At 46.5% G+C, this 26,258-nt stretch carries 26 protein-coding genes and 1 other RNA gene; 11 read left to right on the top strand and 16 right to left on the bottom strand.

The window, feature by feature from the left end; genetic code table 11:
* Positions 1 to 7 precede the first annotated feature (7 nt).
* The 7 genes from KJA68_RS01930 to rnpB all read right to left on the bottom strand — a co-directional run bounded on the left by KJA68_RS01930 (position 8) and on the right by rnpB (position 7,267).
* On the bottom strand, positions 8 to 1,450 hold the full coding sequence (locus KJA68_RS01930) for a UDP-N-acetylmuramoyl-tripeptide--D-alanyl-D-alanine ligase (RefSeq protein WP_213035225.1): 1,443 nt from the start codon (positions 1,448 to 1,450) through the stop codon (positions 8 to 10).
* Positions 1,447 to 2,976: a UDP-N-acetylmuramoyl-L-alanyl-D-glutamate--2,6-diaminopimelate ligase gene (locus tag KJA68_RS01935; protein ID WP_213035226.1), complete on the bottom strand. Its 1,530-nt coding sequence runs from the start codon at positions 2,974 to 2,976 to the stop codon at positions 1,447 to 1,449. The genes KJA68_RS01930 and KJA68_RS01935 overlap by 4 nt, the downstream gene beginning before the upstream one ends.
* Positions 2,973 to 4,706, bottom strand: coding sequence for a peptidoglycan D,D-transpeptidase FtsI family protein (locus KJA68_RS01940; protein ID WP_213035227.1), 1,734 nt, complete (start codon positions 4,704 to 4,706; stop codon positions 2,973 to 2,975). Before KJA68_RS01940 ends, KJA68_RS01935 begins: the two co-directional genes overlap by 4 nt.
* Positions 4,703 to 4,993, bottom strand: coding sequence for a cell division protein FtsL (ftsL, locus tag KJA68_RS01945; protein WP_213035228.1), 291 nt, complete (start codon positions 4,991 to 4,993; stop codon positions 4,703 to 4,705). The genes KJA68_RS01940 and ftsL overlap by 4 nt, the downstream gene beginning before the upstream one ends.
* Positions 4,986 to 5,948 (bottom strand): 16S rRNA (cytosine(1402)-N(4))-methyltransferase RsmH, encoded by a 963-nt coding sequence (rsmH, locus tag KJA68_RS01950; RefSeq protein WP_246487020.1) that lies wholly within the window; start codon positions 5,946 to 5,948, stop codon positions 4,986 to 4,988. The genes ftsL and rsmH overlap by 8 nt, the downstream gene beginning before the upstream one ends.
* Entirely contained in the window at positions 5,945 to 6,391 is a 447-nt protein-coding gene (mraZ, locus tag KJA68_RS01955; protein WP_213035229.1) for a division/cell wall cluster transcriptional repressor MraZ, read from the bottom strand. The genes rsmH and mraZ overlap by 4 nt, the downstream gene beginning before the upstream one ends.
* 523 nt (positions 6,392 to 6,914) lie before the next feature.
* An RNA gene (gene rnpB, locus KJA68_RS01960) (RNase P RNA component class A) lies at positions 6,915 to 7,267 on the bottom strand.
* 331 nt (positions 7,268 to 7,598) lie between these two features.
* On the opposite strand from rnpB, the gene KJA68_RS01965 reads away from it, so the two are divergent.
* Complete coding sequence (locus KJA68_RS01965) at positions 7,599 to 8,006, top strand: tetratricopeptide repeat protein (RefSeq protein WP_213035230.1); 408 nt, start codon at positions 7,599 to 7,601, stop codon at positions 8,004 to 8,006.
* 72 nt (positions 8,007 to 8,078) lie between these two features.
* Here the strand turns inward: KJA68_RS01965 and KJA68_RS01970 are convergent, their stop codons facing one another.
* The 6 genes from KJA68_RS01970 to KJA68_RS01995 form a co-directional block, all read right to left on the bottom strand.
* A complete protein-coding gene (locus tag KJA68_RS01970; protein WP_213035231.1) occupies positions 8,079 to 8,807 on the bottom strand; it encodes an ABC transporter ATP-binding protein in 729 nt (242 codons plus the stop codon).
* Between the two features lie 39 nt (positions 8,808 to 8,846).
* Complete coding sequence (locus tag KJA68_RS01975) at positions 8,847 to 9,656, bottom strand: ABC transporter ATP-binding protein (RefSeq protein WP_213035232.1); 810 nt, start codon at positions 9,654 to 9,656, stop codon at positions 8,847 to 8,849.
* Positions 9,657 to 9,661: 5 nt separating this feature from the next.
* Entirely contained in the window at positions 9,662 to 10,738 is a 1,077-nt protein-coding gene (locus KJA68_RS01980) for an ABC transporter permease subunit (RefSeq protein ID WP_213035270.1), read from the bottom strand.
* Positions 10,739 to 10,757: 19 nt separating this feature from the next.
* Positions 10,758 to 11,681, bottom strand: coding sequence for a branched-chain amino acid ABC transporter permease (locus KJA68_RS01985; RefSeq protein ID WP_213035233.1), 924 nt, complete (start codon positions 11,679 to 11,681; stop codon positions 10,758 to 10,760).
* Between the two features lie 59 nt (positions 11,682 to 11,740).
* Positions 11,741 to 12,925, bottom strand: a complete 1,185-nt coding sequence (locus tag KJA68_RS01990) for a branched-chain amino acid ABC transporter substrate-binding protein (protein WP_213035234.1) — start codon at positions 12,923 to 12,925, stop codon at positions 11,741 to 11,743.
* Positions 12,926 to 13,496: 571 nt separating this feature from the next.
* Positions 13,497 to 13,871: a c-type cytochrome gene (locus tag KJA68_RS01995; RefSeq protein WP_213035235.1), complete on the bottom strand. Its 375-nt coding sequence runs from the start codon at positions 13,869 to 13,871 to the stop codon at positions 13,497 to 13,499.
* A 266-nt stretch (positions 13,872 to 14,137) separates the two neighbouring features.
* Here KJA68_RS01995 and lgt point away from each other — a divergent pair, with 266 nt between their 5' ends.
* The 10 genes from lgt to KJA68_RS02045 all read left to right on the top strand — a co-directional run bounded on the left by lgt (position 14,138) and on the right by KJA68_RS02045 (position 23,824).
* The gene (gene lgt / locus KJA68_RS02000; RefSeq protein ID WP_213035236.1) at positions 14,138 to 14,932 is read left to right on the top strand and encodes a prolipoprotein diacylglyceryl transferase; all 795 of its coding nucleotides are present in this window, start codon (positions 14,138 to 14,140) and stop codon (positions 14,930 to 14,932) included.
* Positions 14,933 to 15,550: 618 nt separating this feature from the next.
* Positions 15,551 to 16,156 carry a cytochrome c3 family protein gene (locus tag KJA68_RS02005; protein WP_213035237.1) on the top strand — a complete coding sequence of 202 codons (606 nt, stop codon included), beginning with the start codon at positions 15,551 to 15,553 and terminating at the stop codon, positions 16,154 to 16,156.
* Positions 16,157 to 16,199: 43 nt separating this feature from the next.
* Positions 16,200 to 18,410 carry a molybdopterin-containing oxidoreductase family protein gene (locus KJA68_RS02010; protein WP_213035238.1) on the top strand — a complete coding sequence of 737 codons (2,211 nt, stop codon included), beginning with the start codon at positions 16,200 to 16,202 and terminating at the stop codon, positions 18,408 to 18,410.
* A 93-nt stretch (positions 18,411 to 18,503) separates the two neighbouring features.
* Positions 18,504 to 19,268 (top strand): 4Fe-4S dicluster domain-containing protein, encoded by a 765-nt coding sequence (locus KJA68_RS02015; RefSeq protein ID WP_246487021.1) that lies wholly within the window; start codon positions 18,504 to 18,506, stop codon positions 19,266 to 19,268.
* 74 nt (positions 19,269 to 19,342) lie between these two features.
* Positions 19,343 to 20,707 carry an NrfD/PsrC family molybdoenzyme membrane anchor subunit gene (gene nrfD, locus KJA68_RS02020; RefSeq protein ID WP_213035240.1) on the top strand — a complete coding sequence of 455 codons (1,365 nt, stop codon included), beginning with the start codon at positions 19,343 to 19,345 and terminating at the stop codon, positions 20,705 to 20,707.
* A complete protein-coding gene (locus KJA68_RS02025) occupies positions 20,707 to 21,234 on the top strand; it encodes a DUF3341 domain-containing protein (RefSeq protein ID WP_213035241.1) in 528 nt (175 codons plus the stop codon). Before nrfD ends, KJA68_RS02025 begins: the two co-directional genes overlap by 1 nt.
* Complete coding sequence (locus KJA68_RS02030) at positions 21,231 to 21,770, top strand: c-type cytochrome (protein WP_213035242.1); 540 nt, start codon at positions 21,231 to 21,233, stop codon at positions 21,768 to 21,770. The genes KJA68_RS02025 and KJA68_RS02030 overlap by 4 nt, the downstream gene beginning before the upstream one ends.
* 13 nt (positions 21,771 to 21,783) lie before the next feature.
* Positions 21,784 to 22,797, top strand: coding sequence for a hypothetical protein (locus KJA68_RS02035; protein WP_213035243.1), 1,014 nt, complete (start codon positions 21,784 to 21,786; stop codon positions 22,795 to 22,797).
* An 8-nt stretch (positions 22,798 to 22,805) separates the two neighbouring features.
* Positions 22,806 to 23,408 (top strand): glutathione S-transferase N-terminal domain-containing protein, encoded by a 603-nt coding sequence (locus KJA68_RS02040; protein WP_213035244.1) that lies wholly within the window; start codon positions 22,806 to 22,808, stop codon positions 23,406 to 23,408.
* Entirely contained in the window at positions 23,405 to 23,824 is a 420-nt protein-coding gene (locus KJA68_RS02045; protein WP_213035245.1) for a ClpXP protease specificity-enhancing factor, read from the top strand. Before KJA68_RS02040 ends, KJA68_RS02045 begins: the two co-directional genes overlap by 4 nt.
* 61 nt (positions 23,825 to 23,885) lie before the next feature.
* On the opposite strand, the gene rpoH is transcribed toward KJA68_RS02045, so the two are convergent.
* The 3 genes from rpoH to KJA68_RS02060 all read right to left on the bottom strand — a co-directional run bounded on the left by rpoH (position 23,886) and on the right by KJA68_RS02060 (position 25,803).
* Positions 23,886 to 24,746, bottom strand: a complete 861-nt coding sequence (rpoH, locus tag KJA68_RS02050) for an RNA polymerase sigma factor RpoH (protein ID WP_213035246.1) — start codon at positions 24,744 to 24,746, stop codon at positions 23,886 to 23,888.
* A gap of 116 nt (positions 24,747 to 24,862) precedes the next feature.
* Positions 24,863 to 25,021: an integrase core domain-containing protein gene (locus tag KJA68_RS02055; RefSeq protein WP_213035247.1), complete on the bottom strand. Its 159-nt coding sequence runs from the start codon at positions 25,019 to 25,021 to the stop codon at positions 24,863 to 24,865.
* A gap of 515 nt (positions 25,022 to 25,536) precedes the next feature.
* Entirely contained in the window at positions 25,537 to 25,803 is a 267-nt protein-coding gene (locus KJA68_RS02060; protein ID WP_213035248.1) for a helix-turn-helix domain-containing protein, read from the bottom strand.
* Positions 25,804 to 26,258: the final 455 nt, after the last annotated feature.

Consider the following 26,258-nt stretch of genomic DNA (forward strand, 5'->3'; position numbering starts at 1 on the left):
TGTTTTTTTAGTCTTTAGTCGAATCAGTGGAGATGGTTATGAAGGGCTGAGGGATTTCCTGGCTAGCCGCTTTTTTGTTTTTATCGTTCTCCGCAGTGCAATGATGAACTACACGTTCCATGCGCATGAAGCGCGATCCCTTCACTAGCAGCATGGTGTCAGCATTCAGTGTTGTGTCGAGTGCATCGAGCAAATCTTCAATTTTTTCAAAGTGACGTGCATTCATTCCAAATTTTTTTGCCGCATAAAACGAAAGCTTGCCAATAGTCAGTAGCTGATCTACTCCTGAGAGAAGCGCTTCCATGCCAATTTCTTCATGTAGTTGTATAGCGTCTTCTCCCAGCTCCCCCATGTCTCCCAATACCAAGATCTTCTTGCCTGTGAATTGGGCCAGTACTTTCAGCGCTGCCAGCAACGAAGCAGGATTTGCGTTGTAACTGTCATCTATTAATATGGCGCCATGTAGCGCAGCTTTGCGCTGCAACCGTCCAGGTACGCCAGGAAATTTTTCCAGTCCTGCGGTAATTGCTTGAGTTGGTATGTTCAAAGCCAGTGCTGCCGCTGTGGCGGCTAAGGCGTTGTAGATATTGTGCATCCCGGGTACTTGCAGTTGCACATGCAAGATTCCATGAGGTGAGCTTACGCTCATAGAGGCGCTATAAGTTTTTGTCTGCCACTGAATGGCATGCACTGCCTTCTTATTATTCAGGCTGAATTCAATGATATTCTTGTCACCGGACAATTCGCGCCACAGGGGAGCGTGTGCATCATCGGCATTGATGATAGCTGTACCTTGTTTGGTCAACCCGGTAAAAATTTCTCCTTTGGCTTGGGCAATCGCATTTACAGAACCCAGACCGGCTAGATGCGCATTCCCTGCATTATTGATGATGGCGACTTCCGGACGTGCCATTCTCGACAAATATTCAATTTCTCCAGAATGGTTCATTCCCATTTCAATCACGGCATAGCGATGTCTGTTCCGCAATTGAAGCAAAGTAAGTGGCACGCCGATGTCATTGTTTAGATTTCCATGTGTGGCCAGTACGCTTTGATCATTGTTTGTTGCCGCACGTAATATACTTGCCAGCATTTCCTTTACTGTAGTTTTGCCGTTGCTTCCGGTTACTGCTACCAATGGAACCTTGAACTGCGTGCGCCAATATGCTGCAAGAACACCTAATGCTACCCGCGTGTTTTCAACCAGAATCAGTGAGCATGGTGATGGGTTGCAGTGTGAATAGCTGGCCGTACTTGTTAATGCAGCTACTGCCCCTTTTTCTACAGCAGCGGCAATATATGTGGCCCCATTAAAAAATTCACCTTGTAATGCAACAAATAGATCGCCAGTATTGGTCGTACGACTATCAGTGGATACGGCAAGAAATAGCACATCCTGTCCGATAAGCTTACCTCCCAAAATATGGGCTGCTTGGGATAGCATCATCATTCCCATGCCTCCTCACGCCAGGCCAGCAATGCGCGCTGGGCAATTTCAGTATCGCTGAATGGGTATCGAACGCCGTTAATCTCTTGGAATGCTTCGTGCCCTTTGCCTGCAATCAAAACAATATCGGTTGTCTTTGCGCGAAGTATTGCTTCTGTGATGGCTGATGCGCGATCTTCGATGACCTGATATGTGCTGGTTATTTCTGTTTTTTCAGATTGAATGCCAGTCATAATGGCTGCAATAATTTCATGGGGCGTTTCGCTGCGAGGGTTATCACTGGTAATAATGGAAATGTCCGCAAATTTCGTAGCGATATATCCCATCATCGGGCGCTTGCCGCGGTCGCGGTCACCACCACAACCGAAAACGCAAATCAGTTTTCCTCGGCGGGCATCTGTATTTTTATCTCCTATTACTTCGCGCACGGAAAGCAATACTTTTTCCAGAGCGTCCGGGGTATGTGCATAGTCCACTATTACAGTGGGTCGACCGTTAATACTTAAAGTTTGCATGCGCCCGGGCACCGCTCTGACAAGAGATAGTTCGTCCAATGCCCTTTGTAAAGACACACCGCTCGCTAGTAATACGGCCATTACCCCCAATAAGTTGGAAGCATTGAAGCGTCCAATCAAGGTGTTGTGTAGCTCACCACCTCCCCAGCTGGAATGAATTTGCAGGCTAAGTCCTTGTGCATCCATGCGTACTGATCTGGCATAGACCATGCGCAAGCCGAGACGTTCAGCTAGGGAAAGGGCGGTATGGTTTAAGCCATATCCAATCATTTCTACGTTTTTATCCTGCATTTGTTCGGCAAGTTCGGCACCAAATGCATCATCCAGATTGAGGACAATGTATTTAAGTTGTTGCCAATGGAACAGGCGCTGTTTGGCCGCAGCATAACTGTGCATGTTGCCGTGATAATCAAGATGGTCTCGGCTTAGATTGGTAAGGAGAGCCACATCAAAATTTATCCCGCTTACACGCCCTTGTTCCAAAGCGTGAGAAGATACTTCCATCGCAACGGCTTCGGCACCCCTGGAAAGATAATCGGCTAATAATTGGTGCAGTTGGACAGCATCGGGTGTGGTATTCTGGGTAGGCTGCAAATCCGGATGGAAGCCATTCCCCAGTGTTCCGATCAGTGCAGTCTTTTTCCCTAGCGCGCATAGTGCTTGGGAAATCCAGTGACTGCAAGAAGTCTTGCCATTGGTGCCGGTGATGCCGATTACCCACATTTTGCGAGAAGGGCTGCCATATACATGGTTTGCAATTTCTCCGGCTTGTTGTCGCAGGTTGGTGACCGCCCGATTGGGGATATTCCATGACTCATTCCAGTTAAACCCTTGTGCTTCCCAGATAACTGCATTGGCCCCATTCTTAATGGCTTGATTGATGAGTTGCCGTCCATCAGCCCTGTTGCCTGGGTAGGCAACGAAAGTATCGCCCGGGGTAACAGCGCGGCTGTCTGTGGCGAGCTGTCTGACCGGTACGCCAAGAGAGTTCACAAGGTCGGAGTAGTAGCTCATGTTTCCCCCTTAACCATGTAAACTGGAGGCTTTTCCCCAGTGGGTTCAAGCGGTGCATCATTTGGTACATTGAGCTGGCGGAGTGCCGCACTCATGACATTGCTAAATACAGGAGCAGCGACCAAGCCGCCATAATATTGGCCATTGTTAGGTTCATTGACCATTACCGCTATGATCAATTTTGGGTTGGATACCGGTGCCAATCCGACAAATGAGGAAATGTAACGGTTGATGTAACGTCCGTCATCGAGCTTGTGCGCAGTACCTGTCTTGCCGGCTACGCGAAAGCCACTGATCTGGGCCAAAGGTGCTGTGCCGCCTGGAAGTACCGCCAATTCCAGCATGTTTAGTACCTCGCGCGCGGTGTTTTCTGAATATACTTTATTGCCGCTTGCCGGTGCGTCCAGCTTTACCCAAGAAACAGGCTTCAATTCGCCGTTGTTGGCAAATATGGTATAGGCGCGCGCCAGTTGCAGCAGGCTGACGGAAATACCGTGGCCATAGGAAATGGTAGCCTGTTCAATAGGCCGCCATTTTTTGTAATTGCGCAGCCTGCCTGTCGCTTCACCCGGGAAACCGCTTCCAGCGAGCGTGCCGAAGCCGCTTTGATTCAGGCTATGCCAGAAAGTTTCCGGTGGTAATGACAGTGCAATCTTGGCCGCACCTACATTACTTGATTTCTGGATAACCTGTGCCACAGTGAGCGCTGCTTCGGGATGGGTGTCATGAATTTTGCGTTTACCGACTAGCATGACACCGTTTTCAGTATTAATAACGGTTTGTGGAGTAATATTCCCTTTGTCGAGTCCGGTCGCTATAGCAAAAGGTTTAAGTGTGGAACCCGGTTCGAACAAGTCGGTTACGGCATGATTGCGTAGTAGCTGGGGATCGGGCTTCATACGGTTGTTGGGGTTGTAGCTTGGCCAGTTGGCTAAAGCCAGCACTTCTCCGCTTTTTGCATCTAGTACTATAATGGAACCAGCCTTGGCACGATGTTGTTCGACCGCCAGTTTGATTTCCCTGAAAGCCAGATACTGAATCCTGTTGTCGATGCTGAGCACCATGTTGATGCCTGGCTTGGGCGCGCGAATACTGGCGACATCTTCGATAATATGGCCTTTACGGTCTTTAATTACACGTTGACTGCCAACTTGACCGCTAAGCTGTTTTTGAAATGCCAGTTCCAGCCCTTCCTGACCGTTATCATCTACGTTGGTAAATCCAAGTAGGTGGGCAGTAATGTTCCCGTTTGGGTAATAGCGACGATATTCGCGCCGCATCGATATGCCGGGTATCCCCAGTTTCATGACATTTTCAGCCTGTTCAGGGGGCAATTGACGTTTTAAATAAACAAAGTCACGTGCATTGTCGAATAGACGGTTCCTCACATCCTCGACCTCCATGTCCAGTATCCGGGCTAATTGCTCCACTTGTTGCGGAGAAGCCTTCACATCTTGCGGACTGGCCCAAATTGATTCTACAGGTGTGCTGATGGCGAGAGGTTCTCCATGGCGATCTGAAATCATACCGCGATGCGCGCTGATATCAATTACACGGACTGCTCGAGCATTTCCCTTCTGCTGTAAAAAGTGATTCTGTACGCTTTGCAAATAAATAGCACGTATGGTCAATGCACCCATACCGATTAGCAAAATCCCAAATAGCACGCGTGACCGCATTAGCGGCAAAGCTGCTGGTTGTGTGCTCGGTATGTTGCTGGCGTAATTCATGGCGTTATAGAGGATGCAGTCAGGTCTTCAGCACGGATATAGCGAACTTGTAGGGTGTTTGGCAGCTGCATCTGTAATTTTTCAACAGCAATTTTTTCAATTCTCGCTGACATTGCCCAAGTACTCTGCTCAAGCTGTAATTGTCCCCATTCCACTTCCATTTGTTGTGCACGGTCTTTTTCTCTTTTAAATTCCACAAATAATTTGCGTGCTTGATTCTGTGAAGTTACAACCCCTAGTGCGCAAGCAACCACGATTATCAGGAGCGTGAAGTGAAGTCTAGTCATACATTCCTCTCCCCATGCGCTCTGCTACCCGCATTACTGCACTGCGCGCCCTGGGATTGGCCAGGATTTCTTGTGAGGTGGCGCGAATTGCCTTGCCAATCAGACGCAGATTTCCTTGCCTAATTTCGGCAGCACGAATTGGTAAATTTCGTGGTAACTGGTCGCCTTGCGCCATGTCACGCAGAAAGTGTTTTACCATGCGGTCTTCCAGAGAATGGAAACTGATGATCACGATACGTCCACCAGGTTTTAGACAGTCCACGCACTGCGGGAGAACTCGCGCAATTTCTTCGAGTTCCTGGTTGAGGTAAATCCGTATAGCTTGAAAGGTTCGTGTCGCCGGATTTTTCCCTGGTTCGCGTGTCCGCACGGTCTGGGCAATAATTTCGCTGAGCTGGCGCGTGGTGACGATGGGTGCGTTTTGGCGCGCAGCAATAATCGCACTTGCAATCTGTGAAGCAAACCGTTCTTCACCATAATTACGTATCACCTCCTTAAGTAAGCTTTCATTAACATTGGCCAGCCAATTTGCTGCGGTTTCTCCGCTACTGTTATTCATCCGCATGTCCAGCGGGGCGTCGAAACGGAAGCTGAATCCGCGTTGCATTTCATCCAGCTGGGGCGAAGAAACCCCCAAATCGAGCAATACCCCATCTACTTCATTGACTCCCAGCACGTTTAATACCTCTGTCAAGCGCGAGAATTCACTATGTATCAGGGTAAATCGCTTATCGGTTATTGCCTGCCCGGCTGCAACTGCAGCAGGATCCTTATCCAGCGCGATTAAACACCCATGCACATTTAACTTCTGTAAAATCAATCGGCTGTGTCCACCGCGGCCAAATGTGCAATCTATATAAATACCATCCGGTTTTATCTGCAATGCTTCAATGGCTTCGTTTAATAAAACAGTTTTATGTGTAAGTTCAGGCGTGAGGGATATGAAATCGCTCACAGCGTGAATCCCTCTAGTTCCGGGGGAAGTTCGCCTTGTGCAAATGACAGCGTTATTTCCTGTTGTGCTGCCCACTTTGCTTCATCCCATAATTCGAGTTTATTACCTTGGCCAATCAGCGTAACGCGCTTATCCAAAGCTGCATAATTTCTTAAGGCAGGCGAGATCAGTATGCGTCCCGCAGCATCCATTTCGACATCTTCAGCGTATCCGATCAGGCGGCGTTGTAATGCGCGTATGCGTGGGTCAAGAGAAGATAACTTAAGGAGTTTATCGCGGATTGGTTGCCATTCAGGCAATGGGTAGCAGAGCAGACAACCATCTGCATCAGCTGTCAATACAAGTTGATTGGTGAAGTTGGAAAGTAGCATGTCACGATGCCGGGCTGGTATTGCAAGCCTGCCTTTATTATCCAGACTGAGATGTGTCGCCCCTTGAAACATTTTAGCAACCCTCTGTGCAGTATCCCACTAAATCCCACTTTCCCCCACTTTGTTTCACTATATTGAAAAAAACAGACATGGTCAAGTAAAAATTCAAAAATTTTCCTTGTCTGACAAGTAGTTAGTGTGAAATAGCAATGCAAAATTAAATTCTTTAATAAAGAATGGATTGCATAAAAAGGCTAAAGCTATTTATGATGTTTTTCTGTTGGACCGGGAAATGTACTGTTCAGTGTGTTTAATCTGAAGGTGGTATAGGGTGTACTGGATAGGGATTAAAATAAAAAACAATTTGGGGAAGGAAGAGGGGGGTGAATCCAGGCATTCTTAAAAAGAATGGTCTGAATGATGAAACTACCCGAATTTTCACCTGCGGGGTCGCTGTTTTTGATTTTTATGGTTCTGCAGCATTTTGCAGCAAGAATTTTTAAGTATTTTAGGCGTGTAAATCGACTAGGAGCTCCAGGCAGAAAATGCCGGTTTGGCAAACCAAAATCTGTTTTTATAGGTAGGGAAAAAAATCGGGTGAAGCTGGCCGGTAAGCCGGATTCTGTCGTGGATAGTCATTCCTCTAGGCGTTTCGTTACCTGACGCTCAAGCGACCTACCCGCAGGCGACGCGAGCCACGTCATTACCTGCCTATTTGGTCTTGCTCCAGATGGAGTTTACCGTGCCGTCCGTGTTACCACGTCCGCGGTGGGCTCTTACCCCACCGTTTCACCATCGCCGTTTCCTTGTGGAAATTAGGCAGACTATTCTCTGTGGCACTGTTCATCACCTTACGGTGTCCGGCCGTTAACCGGCATCTTGCTCTATGGAGTCCGGACTTTCCTCCCCGTCCTAACATGTGGACGCGGCGACTATCTAGTCAGCTTCAAGGCGAGTTTAGCATGAGTGACAATTTGTTTATGGAATTAAAAATAGGAGAATTGAATTGATAGAAAAATCCGGTTATTTTTTTGTGGAATTTTTGTGCTTACAGGGACAATAGGATGGATGAAAGAATTAATTCGGATAAAAGTATAATACGAGCAGGCAAAATTTCCATTTTCATTTTTCAGACTGGTTGTTCGTTGCTTTGCTATTTAAATGTCGTGTGGTGAGCTAGAATAAGCCATTCAATGGGTAAGGCAAAAATAAAGTTTAAGGTACAGGCCGTTATTGCTATGAAACAAAATGGCTGATGTACACTAATTTAGGAGTAACCATGGATTCAGAGCAGTTTTATGTCAGCGCTTGGTTTGCCCAAGGTGTAGCTTTTGACAATGTCGAGCAGTATGCGGATGCAGTTGAAGCATACCGGCGGGCACTTCGTATCAAACCGGATTATATTGATGCCTGGTATAATTTAGGAGTCTGTTACAGCAACCTAAAAAAATATGGCCTGGCTGTTCTTTCTTACGAGGAGGCAGTTCGGCTTGACCCGGATAGAGCAAGCGCATGGTTTAATCTTGGGGTGGCTTATTATTATCTGGATAAAAGAGACAAAGTACGGGAAATTTATCAAGTTCTTAGAAAACTTGATTTGGCAATGGCCGAAGAATTTTCAAAAGCGGTGTTTACTGAGTTCAGGATTAACCCCAGTGCGCACTTCAGTTCGCCACCTGATATTTAAATTGGCTGGAGTTATATTGCACGAGCGTAAGAAAATATCACCTAGAACAGGTCATCCGGATCCGGGTATGTCCTAGTCTCCCAGATAGGCGCGGCGTACGACATCACTATCCAAAAGGTTGGCCGCATTGTCGGATATGGTAATTAGACCTCTCTCCATGACATAACCGCGTTGTGCTACTTCTAGAGCGAGCCTGGCGTTTTGTTCCACTAGTAGAATAGAGACTCCCTGTGTCGAAATATTGCGAATGGTTTCAAAAACTTTTGCAATCATTTGGGGTGCTAGTCCCATGCTGGGTTCATCCAGCATCAATAATTTCGGACGGCTCATTAATGCGCGTGCGAGAGCCATCATTTGCTGCTCCCCACCAGATAGTGTGCCAGCCAGCTGCATATGCCGTTCGGCTAAACGTGGAAACAGCCCGTAGATATCTTGTAGGTCATTGGCAATCGTACTTTTGTCGCTTCGGCTGTAGGCTCCCATCCGTAAATTTTCTTCTACGGTTAATTGCGCGAATACACCGCGTCCTTCAGGTACTAATGCGAGTCCTTCCCGGATTAATTGATGCGCGGCAACGTGTTGTAATGACATGTCGCGGTAATGTATTTTTCCTGCACTCCATGGAATCAAGCCAGCAATTGCCTTGAGCGTTGTGGTCTTCCCCGCCCCGTTGCTTCCAATGAGTGCTATCAATTCACCAGGTGCTATGTGAAAATTTATGCCTTTTAGAGCATGAATACCGCCGTAAGACACTTTCAAGTCACACACGTGTAGTAGGGGTTTTAGTTCAGGGATGGTCATGAAGTGTAAAGCTGAAAATTCAAAGAGGGTTTTTGATGATCAGATGCATCTTGAAGGGGGTACGGGATCCACTCCTAAATATGCCTCAATAACTTCCGGATTGCAGCGAATCGCTTCAGGTTGTCCTTCAGCGATTTTTTTTCCGTGATTCAACACTGCAAGACGGTCGCACAGGTTCAGGATAAACTTTACATCATGTTCGATGAGCAGTATGGTTATTCCTTTGGCACGTATGGTTTGCAGCAACTCTTTCAGGTTCGCGGTTTCAGTGGCGTTCATGCCTGCCACAGGTTCATCCAGAGCAAGAATCTTGGGCTCGGTAGCCAATGCACGAGCAATCTCTAGCCTGCGTTGTTCGCCATAAGATAGATTTTTGGCCAAAGTTTGGTATGGACGGTTGATACCAACGTAGCTAAGTAGACTACAAGCATATTCTATGGTTGCTTTTTCTTCGCTGCGAGCTGTAGCATTGCGGGTCAGCGCTCCCCAGACACCGCTGTGTGTGCGTAGGTGACGACCAACCATGACATTTTCAAGTATTGTCATATTGGAGAACAGGCGGATGTTCTGGAATGTGCGAGCAATTCCAGCTCGTGCCAATACATGCGGTTTGCTGTTGCCGTTGTATTTGATATTATTAAAAGTGAACTGTCCCCTATCCGCTTGATACAGCCCTGTCAGGATATTAAAGAGTGTAGTTTTGCCTGCGCCGTTTGGTCCGATCAACCCATAAATTTCACCGTGCCGGATATGAAGAGAAACTTCGCAAAGTGCGGACACGCCTCCAAATTGTTTGGTTATTCCAGATAGCTCAAGCAGACTAGTGTCGTGTTTAAGGGATGGGTACATATTATTTAGCTATCCTGTTGCGCGCGCGCAATGGTTCCTGTGTTAGCAGTTAGTTCGCTTTTGCGCTGATTTGAAGGCCACAGTCCTGCAGGCTTCCATAGCATGACTATGATCAGTGTCAGTCCGAATAACAGCATGCGTAAACTTTCAGGATCAACAAGCGTCTTTCCGAACAGGAGTTGTTGTGCAGGCCCTGAACCATGGCGTAAAGCCTCGGGTAATGCCACCAAGAGCATGCCACCCAGAAGGACACCTCTGATGTTGCCCATGCCACCGAGTACTACCATGCATAACACGGTAATGGATTCTGTCAGGCTAAAACTTTCGGGGCTGACAAATCCTTGGAAGCCAGCAAACAAGCCACCCGCCAAACCACCGAATGTTGCTCCCATAGCGAATGCCAATAGCTTGATTTTGGCAGCGCTGATACCCATTGCTTTTGCAGCGATTTCGTCTTCGCGAAGTGCTACCCAGGCTCGGCCAATTCGGGAATCTTGTAGGCGCAGTGAAATAACAATTACCAGCAAGGTGAAGCCAAGGAACAAATAATAATGCAGATGAACAGGGGAAAATACCAGCCCGAATATTTCATATGTTTTGTTTAATGAAATTTCGCCGATATGGATCGGGTCGATCATGCTGATCCCCTGGGGGCCGTTGGTGATGTTGATTGGTGCGTTCAGATTATTTAGGAATATGCGAATAATTTCTCCAAAACCCAAGGTGACAATGGCGAGGTAATCGCCACGCAGGCGCAATGTTGGAGCTCCCAGTAATACACCGAATATGCAGGCTAACAGGGCCCCCAGTGGCAGAACGATCCAGAAAGGCAGATGTAGGCCTAATTGCGGCGAGTTGAGCAAAGCATAGCAATATGCGCCCACTGCAAAAAAGGCAATATAGCCAAGATCGAGCAGCCCTGCATAACCGACTACGATATTCAACCCTAATGCCAGCATGATGTACAGCATTGCAAAATCTATAATGCGCACCCAACCACGCCCGAACAGCGCATCGGTAAAAAATGGCAATATCATTAGCACAATGGCGATTATCACTATTCCCAGCCATGGGCGTATCATGTTGCCGTTTGGAAAAAATTTAGGCACGTTCAGCAATACGTCCTCCAAATAATCCAGAAGGGCGGAAGATCAGTACTGAAATTAATACAAAGAAAGCAAATACGTCCTGGTAATGACTGCCAAGAAAACCACCACTTAGATCGCCAATGTAACCTGCCCCCAGGCTTTCAATTAATCCAAGAAGTAATCCCCCCATCATGGCTCCGCGCATGTTGCCAATGCCACCTAGCACTGCCGCAGTGAAAGCTTTGAGTCCAAGAATGGAGCCCATATAGTAGTGCACGATGCCATACCTGGCGCTGATCATCAGACCTGCCACTGCGGCTAGGCCGGAGCCAAGCATGAAGGTGATAGCAATCACTTTATTGGTATTTACTCCCATCAGAATAGCGGCAGTTGGGTTTTCGGCGACGGCACGCATTGCGCATCCCAGTCGGGTCTGATGTACCAATAGCAATAATCCTCCCATCATGATTAGAGCTACCAGGACAATGAGTATCTGTACTTCGGTGATGATTGCCCCGAAAAATCTGTGAGAATTATTGGGTAATATCGGTGGGAAGGCGAGATACTCTCTTCCCCAGATTATCATCGCCAGGTTTTGTAGCACGATGGAAACGCCAATTGCGGTGATCAGTGGAGCAAGACGAGGTGCTTTGCGCAGCGGGCGATAAGCGATCCGTTCAATACTGTAACCCAAAGACATGCACACTGAAACTGAAATAATCAGGCTGAACAGCAATACAAGTTGGGGGGGTAAGCCAGAATTGATTAGCAGTTGTACTACGGATAAGGCTACCATTGCTCCAACCATTACAATTTCGCCGTGGGCGAAATTGATCAGCCCGAGAATGCCGTATACCATGGTATATCCCAAAGCAACCATGGCATACACGCTTCCTTGTACATAACCATTTATGATCTGTTGTAACAATGTGTCCACTGTTTACTCGCGAGAAAAAATGGCATACAGGATGCTGATCTTCATGAATGTATCCTTTCTCAGTCTTGAGATGCTATCCCGTCTTCATTTATGGTTTGTAGTGGTTGCCATTTTCCCTGTCTGACTTGGTAGAGGGTTACTGAGCCACCTTTGATATCTCCATTTTCTTTGAAGCTGATGTTTCCGCTGATACCTGCATGAGTAATTTTTCCAAGCTCGGATAAGTATTTTTCAGGTTCGACTGAGGCTGCTTTTTGCATTGCAGCGATCATTACATTTACAGCATCATAGCAATAGGGTGCATATTGCTGAATGGGTTGTTGATACTTAGCCATATAGCGTTGGGAGAAATTGCTGCCTCCAGGCATTTGCTCAAGTGGTAAGCTAGGCTGTGAAGCATAAACACCTTCGGCAGCATCACCGGCAAGCTCGATTAATTTTGGGGTAAAACCACCATCACCCATCACAAATTTAACATCGAGACCGAGCGATTTGAGCTGCTTGGCCATGGGTACGCCCTGAGGGTCCATGCCGCCAAAAAATATGAGATCCGGGTTTTTGCTTTTGATTGAAGTCAGCACCGCAGTAAAGTCTACGGCCTTATCGTTGGTGTATTCACGGGCAACAATTTGTCCGCCGTAGGATTTCGCGGATCGTTCGAATTCGTCTGCCAACCCCTGTCCATATGCTGAACGGTCGTCTATCACCGCGATTTTCTTTGCTTGCAGGGTGCTTGCGACAAATTCTCCCAGGGCTCTTCCTTGCTGCCCATCGTTGGCAATTACGCGAAAAGTGGTTTTAAGGCCTTGGGCAGTATAATTGACCGCTGTTGCAGAAGGAGATATCTGGGGAATGCCATGATTGCTGTAAATCCTGGAAGCTGGGATTGATGTCCCGGAATTGAGATGGCCTATTACTCCATTTACATTTGCGTCTGCAAGTTTTTGCGCAACGATGGTGGCAGTTTTCGGGTCAGCTTGGTCATCCTCGCTGATTAATTCGAAATGCACCTTTTTATTGTTGATAATAATCCCTTTGGAATTTGCATCTTCTATTGCCATGCGTGCGCCGTTCTCGCTGTCTTTGCCGATATGAGCTTGTGGACCGGTCAGGGGTGCAACAACCCCAATTTTTACTATTAATTCGTTATTCTCCTTGTGTGCAGGGGCTTCTGACTTCCCGCATGAAGCAAGTAAGATAAGTGATGCAATAGCTGAATACAAAGAGGTTTTTTGAATTGACATGGTCGGTTTAACAGAAAATTGAATTATAAAAATTAATTTGTAAGGGATTATATTTGCGTTAACGTCGCATATCCTGAAAGAATAGGCATGACACCGTGATGTATGAGCGTGTTTATTATAATATTATTTGTTTAAAGATTGATTTCATTTATGCAAGTGTGCAAATTTTCATGCATAAAATTATAATTACCTCTGGCTGGGATGGGGGTAATCGAGGAAGTGGAAATATGGTGGTCTTGTCCAGAGTAATGGAGTTAGGAAGCATTCAATCGTGGTTTCCCAACCTGGGACTTCCTGATTTTCTTTAAGAAATGCGTGTCGGGTTTTGTTTCCGGGATTATTATTTTTTGTTTCGTCCGGTCATAATGAATGTTTCATGGGACTTTATGTCAATCGAGTTGCGATTGAACGTCAAAATTAACGCCAGTGAAAAATAAAGCCAGCATTGGCTGGCTGTGCGGTCTTTCACATACAATCATCAACACTGCTCAAGGCTTTGTCGGATGCTTGTAGATGAACCGGGCAGGAATCGGGAATAACCGATCCCTGCCCGGCTAAGTTGCAATCTAAATTACTTCGCTAAACCCAATACGAATTTAACCAGTGTGTGGATGTCGGCATCGCTAACTTTAGGCGAGTTGGCAGTCATCGGGATGCTGCCCCAGTTGCCACTACCACCTTTAGCTACCTTCATGGCCAGGCCATCTTCCAGAGACATTTTCTTTGCACCAGCAGCAGCGCTGCCAGTAGGCGAATAAGCGTACTCTGTTGCGCCCTTGTATTTTTTCGAAACATCCATCCAAGCTGGTCCAACCAGTTTAGAGTCAATCTTGTGGCAAGCGGTACAGCCGCTTTTTTTGGCCAGTTCTGGCATATCTGTTGCTAAAACACTACCTGCTGACATCAGGCCTGCTACCGCAATCATGCTAACGATGATAGATTTCATTTTTCTTCAGCTCCATAAAATTTAAGTGTTTCTTCAAAAATATAATTTTAGACATTGCTGTCCCTGCCATTTTAACTAACTCAACTATGTTTGCAAACTGTAAACTGCAGGCAGTGTTTCCAATAACGCATATCTGTAATTGCACGTTGACAGTGGGTATGGATTGCAGGGTTCAGAATGGTTGGCTGAATGTCAGATTTAAGGTGTGCAATTAATTAACGTATAATAAAAAAATTGGCAGTTAACGAAATTAAATTTGCTTAAACATGTTCACGCATCCGCAGTTCGATCCGGTGGCTATACAAATAGGCCCATTTGCGGTGCACTGGTACGGATTGATGTATCTGCTGGCATTCATGTTGTTTTCATGGCTGGGCAAGTTGCGTATCCGCACCCTTGGTCGCCCCGGGTGGGATGAAAAATTGATAGATGATCTTTTATTTTATGGCATTCTGGGTGTTGTTCTGGGTGGAAGGCTGGGCGAAGTTCTATTTTACAATCCTGGTTATTATGCCTCTCGCCCCCTTGAGATTTTTGCGGTCTGGCAGGGTGGGATGTCATTTCATGGGGGGTTGTTAGGTGTGCTACTGGCAATGGCGCTTTTTGCGCGCAGGCATCACTTACCTTGGCTACAGTTAATGGACTTCATTGCTCCGCTCGTCCCTTTGGGCTTGGGGGCGGGAAGAATCGGCAATTTTATAAATGCTGAACTCTGGGGACGTCCGACAGATGTGGCGTGGGGTATGGTGTTTCCTAATGTGGATAATTTGCCGCGTCATCCCTCCCAGTTGTATGAGTTTGCTCTAGAGGGTCTGGTTTTGTTTGTCATCTTATGGCTATATTCGTTGAAGGCTCGTCCGGTTGGAGCGATTTCAGGTCTGTTCCTGGTCGGTTATGGTGGCTTCCGTTTTTTGGTTGAGTTTACCCGTAACCCTGATGACGGGATTTTTGGACTAATGAGTTTTGGTGTGAGTATGGGGCAATGGCTTAGTTTGCCAATGGTAATTGCCGGGATCGCACTGTTGTTTAAGGCGGAACATCGATCCGGTCCAGCAAAGTAGTGGCCTGGAACAAAATTTCAGGTAATGGAAATAATGCATTTTCATTTTAATGGCTGCTAAATTTCCTATTCAAATTGCCTGCTCAATTTTCATTGCGGTAAAGTAAATCGAGACCCAGAAATTCGAGTATACACCGGGGGAGAAGTCATGATTTCATGGGAAAATTAAATGTGTAAAATCTGTGGCTTGCTTCAGATGACTTTTGTTTTTGGGTGCAGGTTTTACATTTCCTGCAATTACCCTCTTGTTGTTTTGAACAGGGGGTGAGTATAATCGCAACCGGACATTACTAACCGGGACTGTCAGTCTTTACAGAAGTTATTCAATCTTAAGAGTATTTGGATTTTGATTGTGAATACGCTTTGGTAGGAAATGGCTTGCCGAGTTTTTTGTACAGTTGACTTTGCATTCCAAACTGGACATTATTAAAAAGTTTTGTCACGCCTAGTCTTTGTTTAAGAAGTTTAGGAATGGGTACGTATTAAAAAGTATGTAATTGCTATAGAGCTTAAAAGCTTTCGTTATTAAATTACCTGCACTTTTATTTGATGTTGCTTGCCGGCGAAAGTTCCGCACGGCGGTCTAATTGTTTGTTGTTTGTTGGGGGAGGTACTTGCGATGTATCGTTTTTTACGTTTGTCCGTTCTGCTTGTAGGATTAATTGCGGCCGTTGGCAGTGTTGCCGTCCATGCGGCACAGCCCCTTACCACAGCTGATGACTTGGGTCCTGTGGTTGATCAGCCTATAGAGTTTCCGCATGACCGTCACGCAGGTGACGCTGCGAAAGGTGGTATGCAGATAAATTGCATGTACTGTCATACTTATGCGCGACGCAGTAATGTGGCCGGTATTCCACCGTTGCAGAAATGTATTGGTTGCCATCGGAGCATTGAGTCGGTACGAGAGACTCCGCGGATCAAGAAGTTATTCGAGTATTGGGAGGCAAAAAAGCCAGTACCCTGGAAGAAAGTGCATGATTTGCCGGATTTTGTGCGGTTCAACCACGAGCGCCATATCCAGCGGTTTGTATTTGCGCAGGAAAAGCCAGTGCAAGAGGCATGTGGGTATTGCCATGGCGATGTAAAGACAATGACGGTTGCACGTAGGCAAAAACCGTTATCCATGGGATGGTGTGTGAGTTGTCACCAAAAGGATCATCCTGTAAGTGCAACATCTACGAAAACGACTCACGGCCCGAACGATTGCTGGCAGTGCCATAAGTAAACGCCGGCTTCATAAAGATAAAGAATTCCAAGAGGTATCAGCAATGATTGAAAACAGTTTTAATCGGCGAGATTTTCTGAAGGTATTGGGGTGGGGGGGTGCGACTGTTGCTTTAAGCGGTTGCGGCAATACTTCAGTGGAGGATGGTAGGGAGTATGTTACGTCTTATGTAGAGACGGCAGACTATATTATTCCGAGTATTGGAACCTATTTTAATTCGACCTGCGCACAGTGTGATGCTGGCTGCGGAATTATGGGGCGGGTTAGGGAGGGACGAGTATTAAAGCTGGAAGGAAATCCAGATTCCCCGATTAATAGTGGAAAAATGTGCGGGCTGGGTCAAGCTGGGGTACAGGCGCATTACAATCCTGATCGTGTTCGTGAGCCGTTGTTGCGAAACGGAGACAAAGGGGAGGCGATCACTTGGGAAAAGGCGCTGCAACTGGTGAGTGAAAAAGTTGCGTCCGCCAACCCGGGAAGCGTAGCTTTCCTGACAGGGGGGGTGAGTGGGCATGTAAAGGTTTTGCTGAAAAATTATCTGGATGCGATTGGATCAGATCAACATTATGTTTATGAGGCAGTTGCGCCGTCTGTAGTGCGTGCAGCAAACAAGAAGGCATATGGAGTGGAAATGCCGCGCCTTCGTCTGGACAGAGCTAAGGTTGTTGTTTCCTTTGGCGCGGATTTCTTGGGTACTTGGGTTTCGCCAGTACATTTTTCCCGGCAGTATGCAAAGTTCCGCAAGGGGGTTAATGGGGAGCGCGGGGTGCTGGTGCAGGTGGAATCAAAGATGACAATAACGGGCGCGAATGCAGATCGCTGGCTCGCAATACGTCCTGGTACCGAAGGAATTCTTGCATTGGGGCTGGTTAATGCACTGAGTGCAGCAGGTTTGACTGTCCCGGCTGAGGTGGCTGCTGCTGTAAAAGATTATACGCTGGATCGGGTGAGTAATGATACTGGTGTATCGGTTGAGCATATAGGTAAGCTTACCGCTCTTCTGAAAGATCGTAGCCCAAGTCTGGTGATTGCAGGTGGTGCCGCTGAAGGGTATGCGCACGGCTCACAGAATGCTGCTGCAGTTGCATTGCTGAATCAGGTGCTGGGGAATGTGGGCAAGACCGTTGAAGCGCCGGCCAGTATGCCATTCCCACAAATGGCGCCAATTACCGGTAATCGTTCTTCATTGCAGGCGCTGAATGATAGCATCGCACAGGATGGGGTTAAGGTGCTGTTTAATTGCGGTGCAAATCCAATTTATTCTGCGCCGGCCTCCATGAATATGAAGGAGAGCTTAAAGAAGGTGCCGTTTAAGGTTGCATTCGCGCACTATATGGATGAAACGGCAATGGAGGCGGATTTGGTATTGCCGTTAAATTCTTCCATGGAAGGTTGGGGGACGGTTGTGCCAGAATATTTTGCAGAAGGCGCACAGCTGAACATACAGCAACCCCTGATGGAAAAATTACATCCTGGGACGCTTGGGATGGGAGATGTTCTGCTTGCCTTGTTGAAGCAGCGTCGGCCGGCTGAATATAGTGGCTATGAAGATTATTACGCATATCTGAAAAATGCGATGGTGGCGATTAAGGGAGCGCTGGGTGGAGAAAATGAAGATGATGATGTTTTTTGGGACTCAGTTTTAAGTCAAGGTGTTGTGAAGCTGACAAGTTCTTCTAATGCTTTAGTCAGTAGTGCATCTGCAGCAGGGCTCCAGTTGCCTCCTCCTGCTGTAGAAGACGGAACGTACCCTTTGCGCTTGATTCCGGCTGTGACTCCCAATATGCGGGATGGCCGTCATGCGAATGAACCATGGTTGCAAGAGTCACCAGATCCTTTGACCACTATTGTTTGGGATAGCTGGGTGGAGATGCATCCAAAGACAGCGGCCAAACTGGGTGTTGTTGAGGGGGATATCGTCGAGGTTGCATCTAAGAATGGGGCAATTAAAGGGCAGGTATATGTGTATTCCGGCATTCATCCAGACGTGATATCAGTTCCTCTGGGTTATGGACATGAGGCAATGGGACGGTATTCTAAGGGGGTTGGTGCGAATGCTTTCAAGATCCTGGATCCGGTATTCGACCAGCAAACCGGTGAGCTGGCTATGTACGAGACACGTGTTAAGGTTACCAAGGCTGGCAAGCGCGTAATTGTAGTTAAAGATGAGGGGCCTGCTGGAGGCAATCAGAGTGGTAGAAGAATCGCCCTAAGAATGGCATCGGGCAAAGTAAATCTTGCAGAGGAGGTGTAAAAGGTGTCAATTACCAACTTATTACAAAATTGGTCTGATTTCCGCCAACAGCATCCGTCGGATGAAAGGCCTCATCAGGAATATAAGTGGGCAATGAGCATAGATTTGGATTTATGCACAGGCTGTAATGCCTGCAGCGTTGCATGTTATGCAGAGAATAATTTGCCTGCAGTTGGCAAGGAAAAATTTTCTCATGGACATTCTCATCATTGGTTGCGAATTGAACGGTACTGGCACAATGAGGATCGTGAGTATGCTGATCAGGGGGCGCAATTTCTGCCTATGATGTGCCAGCAATGTGAGGCGGCCCCTTGTGAAACGGTGTGTCCAGTCGGCGCGACTAACCATACTGCGGATGGTTTGAATTCGCAGGTTTACAATCGTTGTGTTGGTTCCAGGTACTGTAATGCAAATTGCCCATACAAGGCACGGTATTTCAACTGGTACGATTATCCGACAACAGCCGATGTATGGCCGGCACCGATGGAACAGCAGCTTAACCCGGATGTTACTGTGCGCGGTAAGGGCGTGATGGAGAAATGCACTTTCTGTGTACAGCGACTGACTGTGGCAAAAAGCAATGCGCGAACCGAAGGCAGAAGTGTGCATGATGGTGAGGTGCAGACTGCTTGCCAGCAAGCATGCCCGACTGGAGCAATATCCTTTGGTAATTTGATTGATCCAGAATCAAGGGTTGCAAAGCAGTGGGAAAAGCAGCAGGTCAAATTAAATCATGACAAACAAGCCAAGGATGCAGTACATGACGGCGATAAGTTGCGCGGCTACCGTATTTTGGAAAACTTGCGTACCTATCCATCGGTCATGTATTTAGAGCAACTGCGGGAAGGTGCTATCTAAACGCGAAATGAGTGGCCGTAGCAAATGCGGCTCCAAATTGCTAGCGCACAGGCATAAGGGGAGGAAATAAAGTAATGGGAAAAGATATACGCGAGGATATAGCTTGGGCGCAGATCAACAAAGATGTGCTCAAGAGCCTGGAGAACCCAAAAAAGTTGTATTGGGTCATCCTGTTGATTGCGATCGCGATGGTGGGAGTTGCGGTCGGCTGTGAAATTTACCAATACCAGACGGGTATGGGGGTGTCCAACAAGAGCAATTCGCATGTATGGAGCCTTTACATAGCGACCTTTATCTTCTGGATCGGGATGAGCCATTCAGGCACATTATTATCGGCAATTTTGCACCTGATGCATGCGGACTGGCGTAAGCCCATATATCGGTTTGCGGAAGCGATGACTACTTTTTCCTTGATGACGGCGGGTCTGTTTGTTCTGGTTCATCTGGGTCGTCTGTGGATGGTTTATTATGTGATGCCTTACCCTAACGAACGATGGGTATGGCCTAATTTCCAGTCACCGCTGGTATGGGACATGTTTGCAATTGCTACATATCTTAGTTCCTCAGTGATTTTTCTTTATGTTGGAATGATCCCGGATCTGGCAATATGTCGCGACAATATCCATGCAGGCTGGCGCAAAAAACTGTATACCGTACTATCGCTTGGCTGGGAAGGGACGGATCGTCAGTGGCGTAATTTCCGTATTACATATTTGACGATAGCCTGTTTTCTGATTCCTCTGGCTGTATCGGTGCACTCAATTGTGGCTTCGGATTTTGCCATGTCAAACATGCCAGGCTGGCATGTTACTTCCTTCCCGCCATATTTTGTGGCAGGGGCATTGTATTCAGGCTGTGCTGCGATCATAACGCTGTTCGTGATCCTACGGTACGTGTTCAAGTTTGAAGAATACATGACCCTTCCGATAATGAGGAAACTGGTACGCCTGACATTTGCCATCGCAATGGTATGGACGTACCTGAACCTAATCGAGTTTTCTTCAGTATGGTATGGACATGACCAGACTGCTAAGGATCAGTTGATTTTCAAGGCAACTGGTCCGTATGCACCCTATTTCTGGGCAATGATCTTCTTTGGTTCCATCTTGCCACTGCTGCTTGCATTTAAGCGGTTCCAAACACATCTGCCATTGCTGTTCGTGGTGTCAATATTCCTTAATGTAGGAATGTGGCTGGAGCGCTGGATGATTATAGGACCGAGTTTTGCTCATGGACACTATCCTTGGACTTGGGATCATGATCAATGGCCTAGCCTGGTTCAATGGGGCATCGTGTTTGGCAGCTTTGGTTGGTTCACATTGTTGTTTATGGTGTTCTGCAAGGTGTTCCCATCCGTTTCTATGTATGAAGTCAAAGAAATGGTTTATCACCGGACCTTAGCGCTGAAGAACAAACCTGCTGTGAAGGGAGAACATTAATGAGCCAACGTCATTTACTGGCATTGTTTAACGATTTTGATGAAGCAGTAGCAGCAATTTCTGAGTTGCGTGCAGCGAATATCAAGGGATTTGATTTTGACGATCTCATATTAAAGTCTCCGATCGAGCATCCTGAAGTAGAGACGGTGCTGGGGGATAGGCCTATTAAAGTGCAATGGTTTACCTTGGCCGGAGCATGTATGGGTGGTTTGTTAGCTTTTACCTTGGTTGCAAGTGCCCAGGCAAACTTTTTTTCCCAGATAAAGGCAGGAAAGCCCATTGTCCCCCTACCACCAGATTTTGTACTGACTTATGAGATGTTCATTCTTGGAGGGGTGTTTATCACGATTCTGGGTTTCCTGATTTGCGCGGGCTTACCTGCAAAACGTTCCCCTTTGTATAGTGCCAAGGTATCCGAGGATCAAATCGGGATACTGGTAAAGGGGGATGAAGCAGCGGTAACAGCTTTTAAGGCGATTTTTACCAAGCACAAGGCACTTGAAATCCAGGAAGAGGCGGGAAAATGATGAAACTACCCTTGGCAATAACATTATTTTTAGTACCAGTAGTTGCGCAAGCCTGGCCTTGGTCCCATGACCAGGCGAATCAGATTAGCGTTAAACCGCAAGAAAGCGTGGATGAGAAAAATCCTGGCATGAGACCTTTCCCAAAAAATTCGGTACCTGTGCCGGGTACTAAATCTGTAGTAAAAGATATGGCGGCTGCAGAAAAACTTACAAATCCAATTCCAGCAGATGAAAAATCAGTAGCCTATGGGGAAAGGATGTTCAAAATTTATTGCACCCCCTGTCATGGGATGTCAGGTAAGGGGGACGGGTTGGTTGGTGCAAAACTGCTGCTCAAACCCTACGATTTGACGGCAGATCAGACGAAAGAACGTTCTGATGGATTCATTTGGGGTTATATGACATTCGGTGGTGCGGTTATGCCTTCGTATGCAAATGATCTGTCGGTTAAGGAACGCTGGCACGTGATTAATTATGTGCGCAAGGTACTGCAACAAGGCCAATCCGGCGAATCGGCAACGCCTCCAGTCAGATAAGGGAGTACAGTAAATGATTTCTTATAGCAATTGGTCGGTTTTGACAGTTAGTTTCCTGGTGGTGCTTTATTTGGCGCTTGGAGGAGTGACGCTGAGCGCGGTGCTACATTTGGTTGGAGCGCAATGGCGCTATGAAGTTCGTCGGCTGGCTGTTTCCTTGTATGCACTTTTCCCACTGGCATTTTTATTGCTGATCATTCTTTTGGTTGGCGGTGAAAATACTTTTCCATGGTTAAGTTCTGCGCATGAACCGGGTCATCATTTGCCAGGATGGCATAATTACACTTTCTTGGCTGCTCGTCAGATACTGGGATTGGCTTTTGTGATGGCTTTATTCTGGATATTTATTAAGCGGCAGGAAGTCAGTGACCGAAGCAAGCAAGATTACGATAATTTTCATAAAGTTGCCTGCTGGATTCCATATGTATTCGTTTTATATGGAACCATGGTTGCCTGGGACTTTGAAATGACAATGGTTCCTTCCTGGCATAGTGCAATCTACGGAATGCAGCACTTCATAAGCAATTTCAATATGTTCATGTCATTCCTTGTTATATGGATTTACTACCTGAACACACGAAATAAATTGGTTCGTCCAGTAGAAGGCTATGTTTATAATTACCTGGCGCAAATGATGCTCGCGTTTACTCTGTTATTTATCTACAGTTTTTTTGCGCAATATCTGGTTATCTGGTACGCGAACCTTCCAAGTGAGGTTGACCGGGTGATGGGGATGCAAAATGGCGACTATAGTTTCCTGTGGTGGTCGCTGATAACCTTGAAGTTTATTATTCCATTCAGCGTGCTTGCCATGCGCCCTGCACGTCATTCTCCGTGCATCATACTTGCGGTGGCGACAAGCATCATAGTGGGAACCTTGTTTGAGCGTTATATCTGGATTGCGGGGGTAAACGGAACCGGAACGATTCCATTCCTGGCTTTCATAGTAACAGCGTTAGTGGTTGGTAGCATTGCTTTTATGTTGGTAAGGGCAAATCTGGTCCGAAACAAATTAATTAAGGTTTGAAACATCATATGATGACGCTATATTCGGGAACTACAGACCCGTTCAGCCAGCGCTGTCGTATTGTATTGTATGAGAAGGGAATGGAGGATTTTCAGGTTATAGATGTAGACATCTATAACAAGCCGGAAGATCTTGCTGCAATTAACCCATATAATATGGTTCCAGTTCTGGTTGAACGTGATTTGGTATTGTCTGAATCGAATATTATCAATGAATATATCGATGAGCGGTTTCCCCATCCACAGTTGATGCCTGCTGATCCAGTAATGCGGGCGCGTGCCAGGCTTTTTTTGCATCGGTTTGAAAATGAAATGTTTTCTCATATTCAATTAATTGAAACCGGCACCCAAAAAGTTGCTGAAAAATCAAGGATTGCTTTGCGAGACAATCTGACTCAGATCGCACCTATTTTTGCTAAGCAGAGATATATGTTGAATGAGGAGTATTCCATGTTGGATGTTGCCATAGCACCTTTGTTATGGCGATTGGAGCATTACGATATTCAGCTGGGTAGGGAAGCGGCACCGCTTATGAAATACGCAGAAAGGATCTTTTCACGTAAAGCATATATTGATTCTATGACACCGGCTGAAAAAGCGATGCGAAAGTGAATGAATTTTCAATAAAATCTTATTTGCTTCGCGCGATTTACGATTGGTGTACGGACAATTCCTTAACGACTTATCTTGCGGTTAAAGTGGACGAATTCACACGAGTCCCCATGCAATATGTTAAAGATGGAGAAATCGTGCTTAACATCAGTATGGATGCGGTGCACAACCTTCAGATAGGAAATGATGAGCTGACTTGTTCAGGCCGTTTTGGTGGTGTAGCGTTTGCGCTTTCAGTGCCGATAGATGCGGTTATTGGTATATTTGCAAAGGAAACTGGTCAAGGTTTGGTGTTCCGCGAAAATGAATTTGTAGCAACACACCCAATTGGACGGAGTAATGCTTCTAATCGAGAAAAGCCGGGATCAGACGCACCGAAACCCGGCTCAAGATCTCATCTTAAAGTTGTTAAGTAATAAACTTTATGAAAATTAATTTTTAATTTATTAAAGAGAAAGTTAGTTGAGCTACCTACGGTTATTTCTGAGATAGAATAGCAAATTGCATTTTCGCCATTGCTTTTTGTTCAATTTGACGAATGCGTTCGGCTGAAACACCAAATTCGTTTGCTAAATCATGTAATTTTGTGCTTTCTCCTTCGCGAAGCCAACGCGCCTCGATGATACGCCGGCTTCTATCATCTAGACTGGCCAGAGCGCGCGTTAAACCAGAAATTTGTTGTATTTCAATTTGTTTTTGTTCTAGAACGCGTGATGGTTCAGTATTTGCAGGAGCAGCCAGGTAAGTTATTGGTGCAACACTACTCTCATCTCCCTCATTTGCAGCAGGCTCTAGGGTTACTTCTTGCCCGTTAAAACGAGCCTCCATCTCTAGAACTTCGTTCGTGCTTACATTGAGTTGATCTCCAATAATGCTAGCATCTTGATGTCTCAGTGGTCCAAGTTTGCGTGTCATGCTGCGCAGATTAAAAAACAGCTTGCGTTGAGCTTTGGTGGTTGCAATTTTTACCAAGCGCCAATTACGCAAAATATATTCGTGCATTTCGGCACGTATCCAGTGAAGAGCAAAAGATACTAAACGGACGCCATGCTGAGGGTTGAATCGTTTGACCGCTTTCATTAGTCCTATATTTCCTTCTTGGATTAAATCAGCTTGAGGTAACCCATAGCCTGCGTAACTTCGGGCGACAGATATTACAACACGCAAATGTGACAAAATTAACTGACGGGCCGAATCCAGGTCGTTGTGCTCATTAAGGCGGACAGCCAAGCCAAATTCTTCTTCCTGTGTTAGCAAGGGGAAGCGATTTACGGTTTGAATATAGCTCTCGAGGCTGCCTGCAGTTGAAGGTATGGGCAAATTTATATTGTGATCCATCAAATAATCCTCCTAATGTTTTTATTTTAGCACTCTATTGGTATGAGTGCCAGACTGTTTCTCCCGTCAATACATGTTGCACTGGTAATTATCGCGCAAGAAGTCGAAAGGAAATTTCAACCCGAGACCGTAATGGGGCGCTCGGGGTTGAACCAGACCAGATAGTCGAGCAGTTTATCGTTGAACCGGTCAATGTCGGTGAACAGCAGTTCTTCATGGTAGGTGATGAATTCGTGTTGCAGGCTACCGTTAAAGCGCTTGACATGTGCGTTCATTTTGGGCGTTTGGGATAGGTCAGTCAGCGGTTTGTTTTATTTTTGGTAATTTTTGTGTCGGAGGCGGCCTCGAATTCGCAGCCATTGTCCGATAACACCCGCTCGATGGGATACGGGAAACAGACCTTGTATAGTCACCACAGACCAGAGGCGCGCATGCTGCTTTTACTGGCCGACGCTGCCACCAAAGCGAAGCGGCTGTGGAGATTGGTGAAGGTGCTGATGTAGTGTATGAGCCCATCGCGTTGTAGTTTATTCGTATCCACGCCGACACAGTTCCCGGGATAGTCTGCCTTTGAACTCTTTGGGCTTACGCTCTTGCGCCGCCCTGTAGCGGTTTATCTTAACCCTGGACGGCCTGGCCTTCTTGAGTTCCGGTCGCTCGGCGACCAGCTGCATGACACTGCGTACGGAAGGGGTGGGAAGATGACGCGGTTCGCACTAATCGGTCAGGAATAGTTGCAGCTTCTCCGCCCTCAAACCTGGATGTGCCTTCCTGAGCTTTCCCAGACGCTTCAATACAGCGTTTGCCCTCTGCCGGGTGCGGCGTTGCTTCGGCGCGCGACTTTGTCGCCAGATTCCAGGTACTGGCGCCTCCAGTTATATAGGGTGCACCTTGAAACCTTGTGAAAATCCAGTACCGCCTCCAGCCCGTGCTTGTCCCAAAACCTCAATGCTTCCAGCCGTCCGGCGGCATTCTCGGTGATCGTCTCTATTCGGGCTGCATACCGCTTGATTCGCTGCCATCCACGTACGCCATACCCCAGTTCCAGTTGCCGCATCCACCTTTCTCACTCCTATATGGAGTGCATATGTTTTTCGCGGAAAGGAGCTGCGACGTGAAAAAATCATTATTAAATTCTTAGGACATCAATTAATCGAATATTTAGGCTATGCAACTGCGGAAATAACAGGCTGCTATGGGTAAATTTTGCTTGTCAGTCCAATAAATCTGGGGTAAATCTATCACCTGACGTTCAAGATGCTTTGTTTTTAAATCAGGTGTCAAATTTCTAATCGCGCTTGAAAATAGCTGATGCAGGATTTCCCCGGATAGAATATTGCCTGGTATGAATCCGGCTGTGTTGCGCAAAGCAAATTTCAACAGAAACATTATATGTTGTTTTGCTTGCTCAATTCATTGGTCTATGCTAATTTAACAAAAGCAATCCAAAGTTGATAAGTAGGCAATATTGATGCTGCGATATAGCTTTGGTTTACTGAATCTGTATTGAAG

Source organism: Candidatus Nitrotoga fabula (genome assembly GCF_905221025.1).
GTDB lineage: Bacteria > Pseudomonadota > Gammaproteobacteria > Burkholderiales > Gallionellaceae > Nitrotoga > Nitrotoga fabula.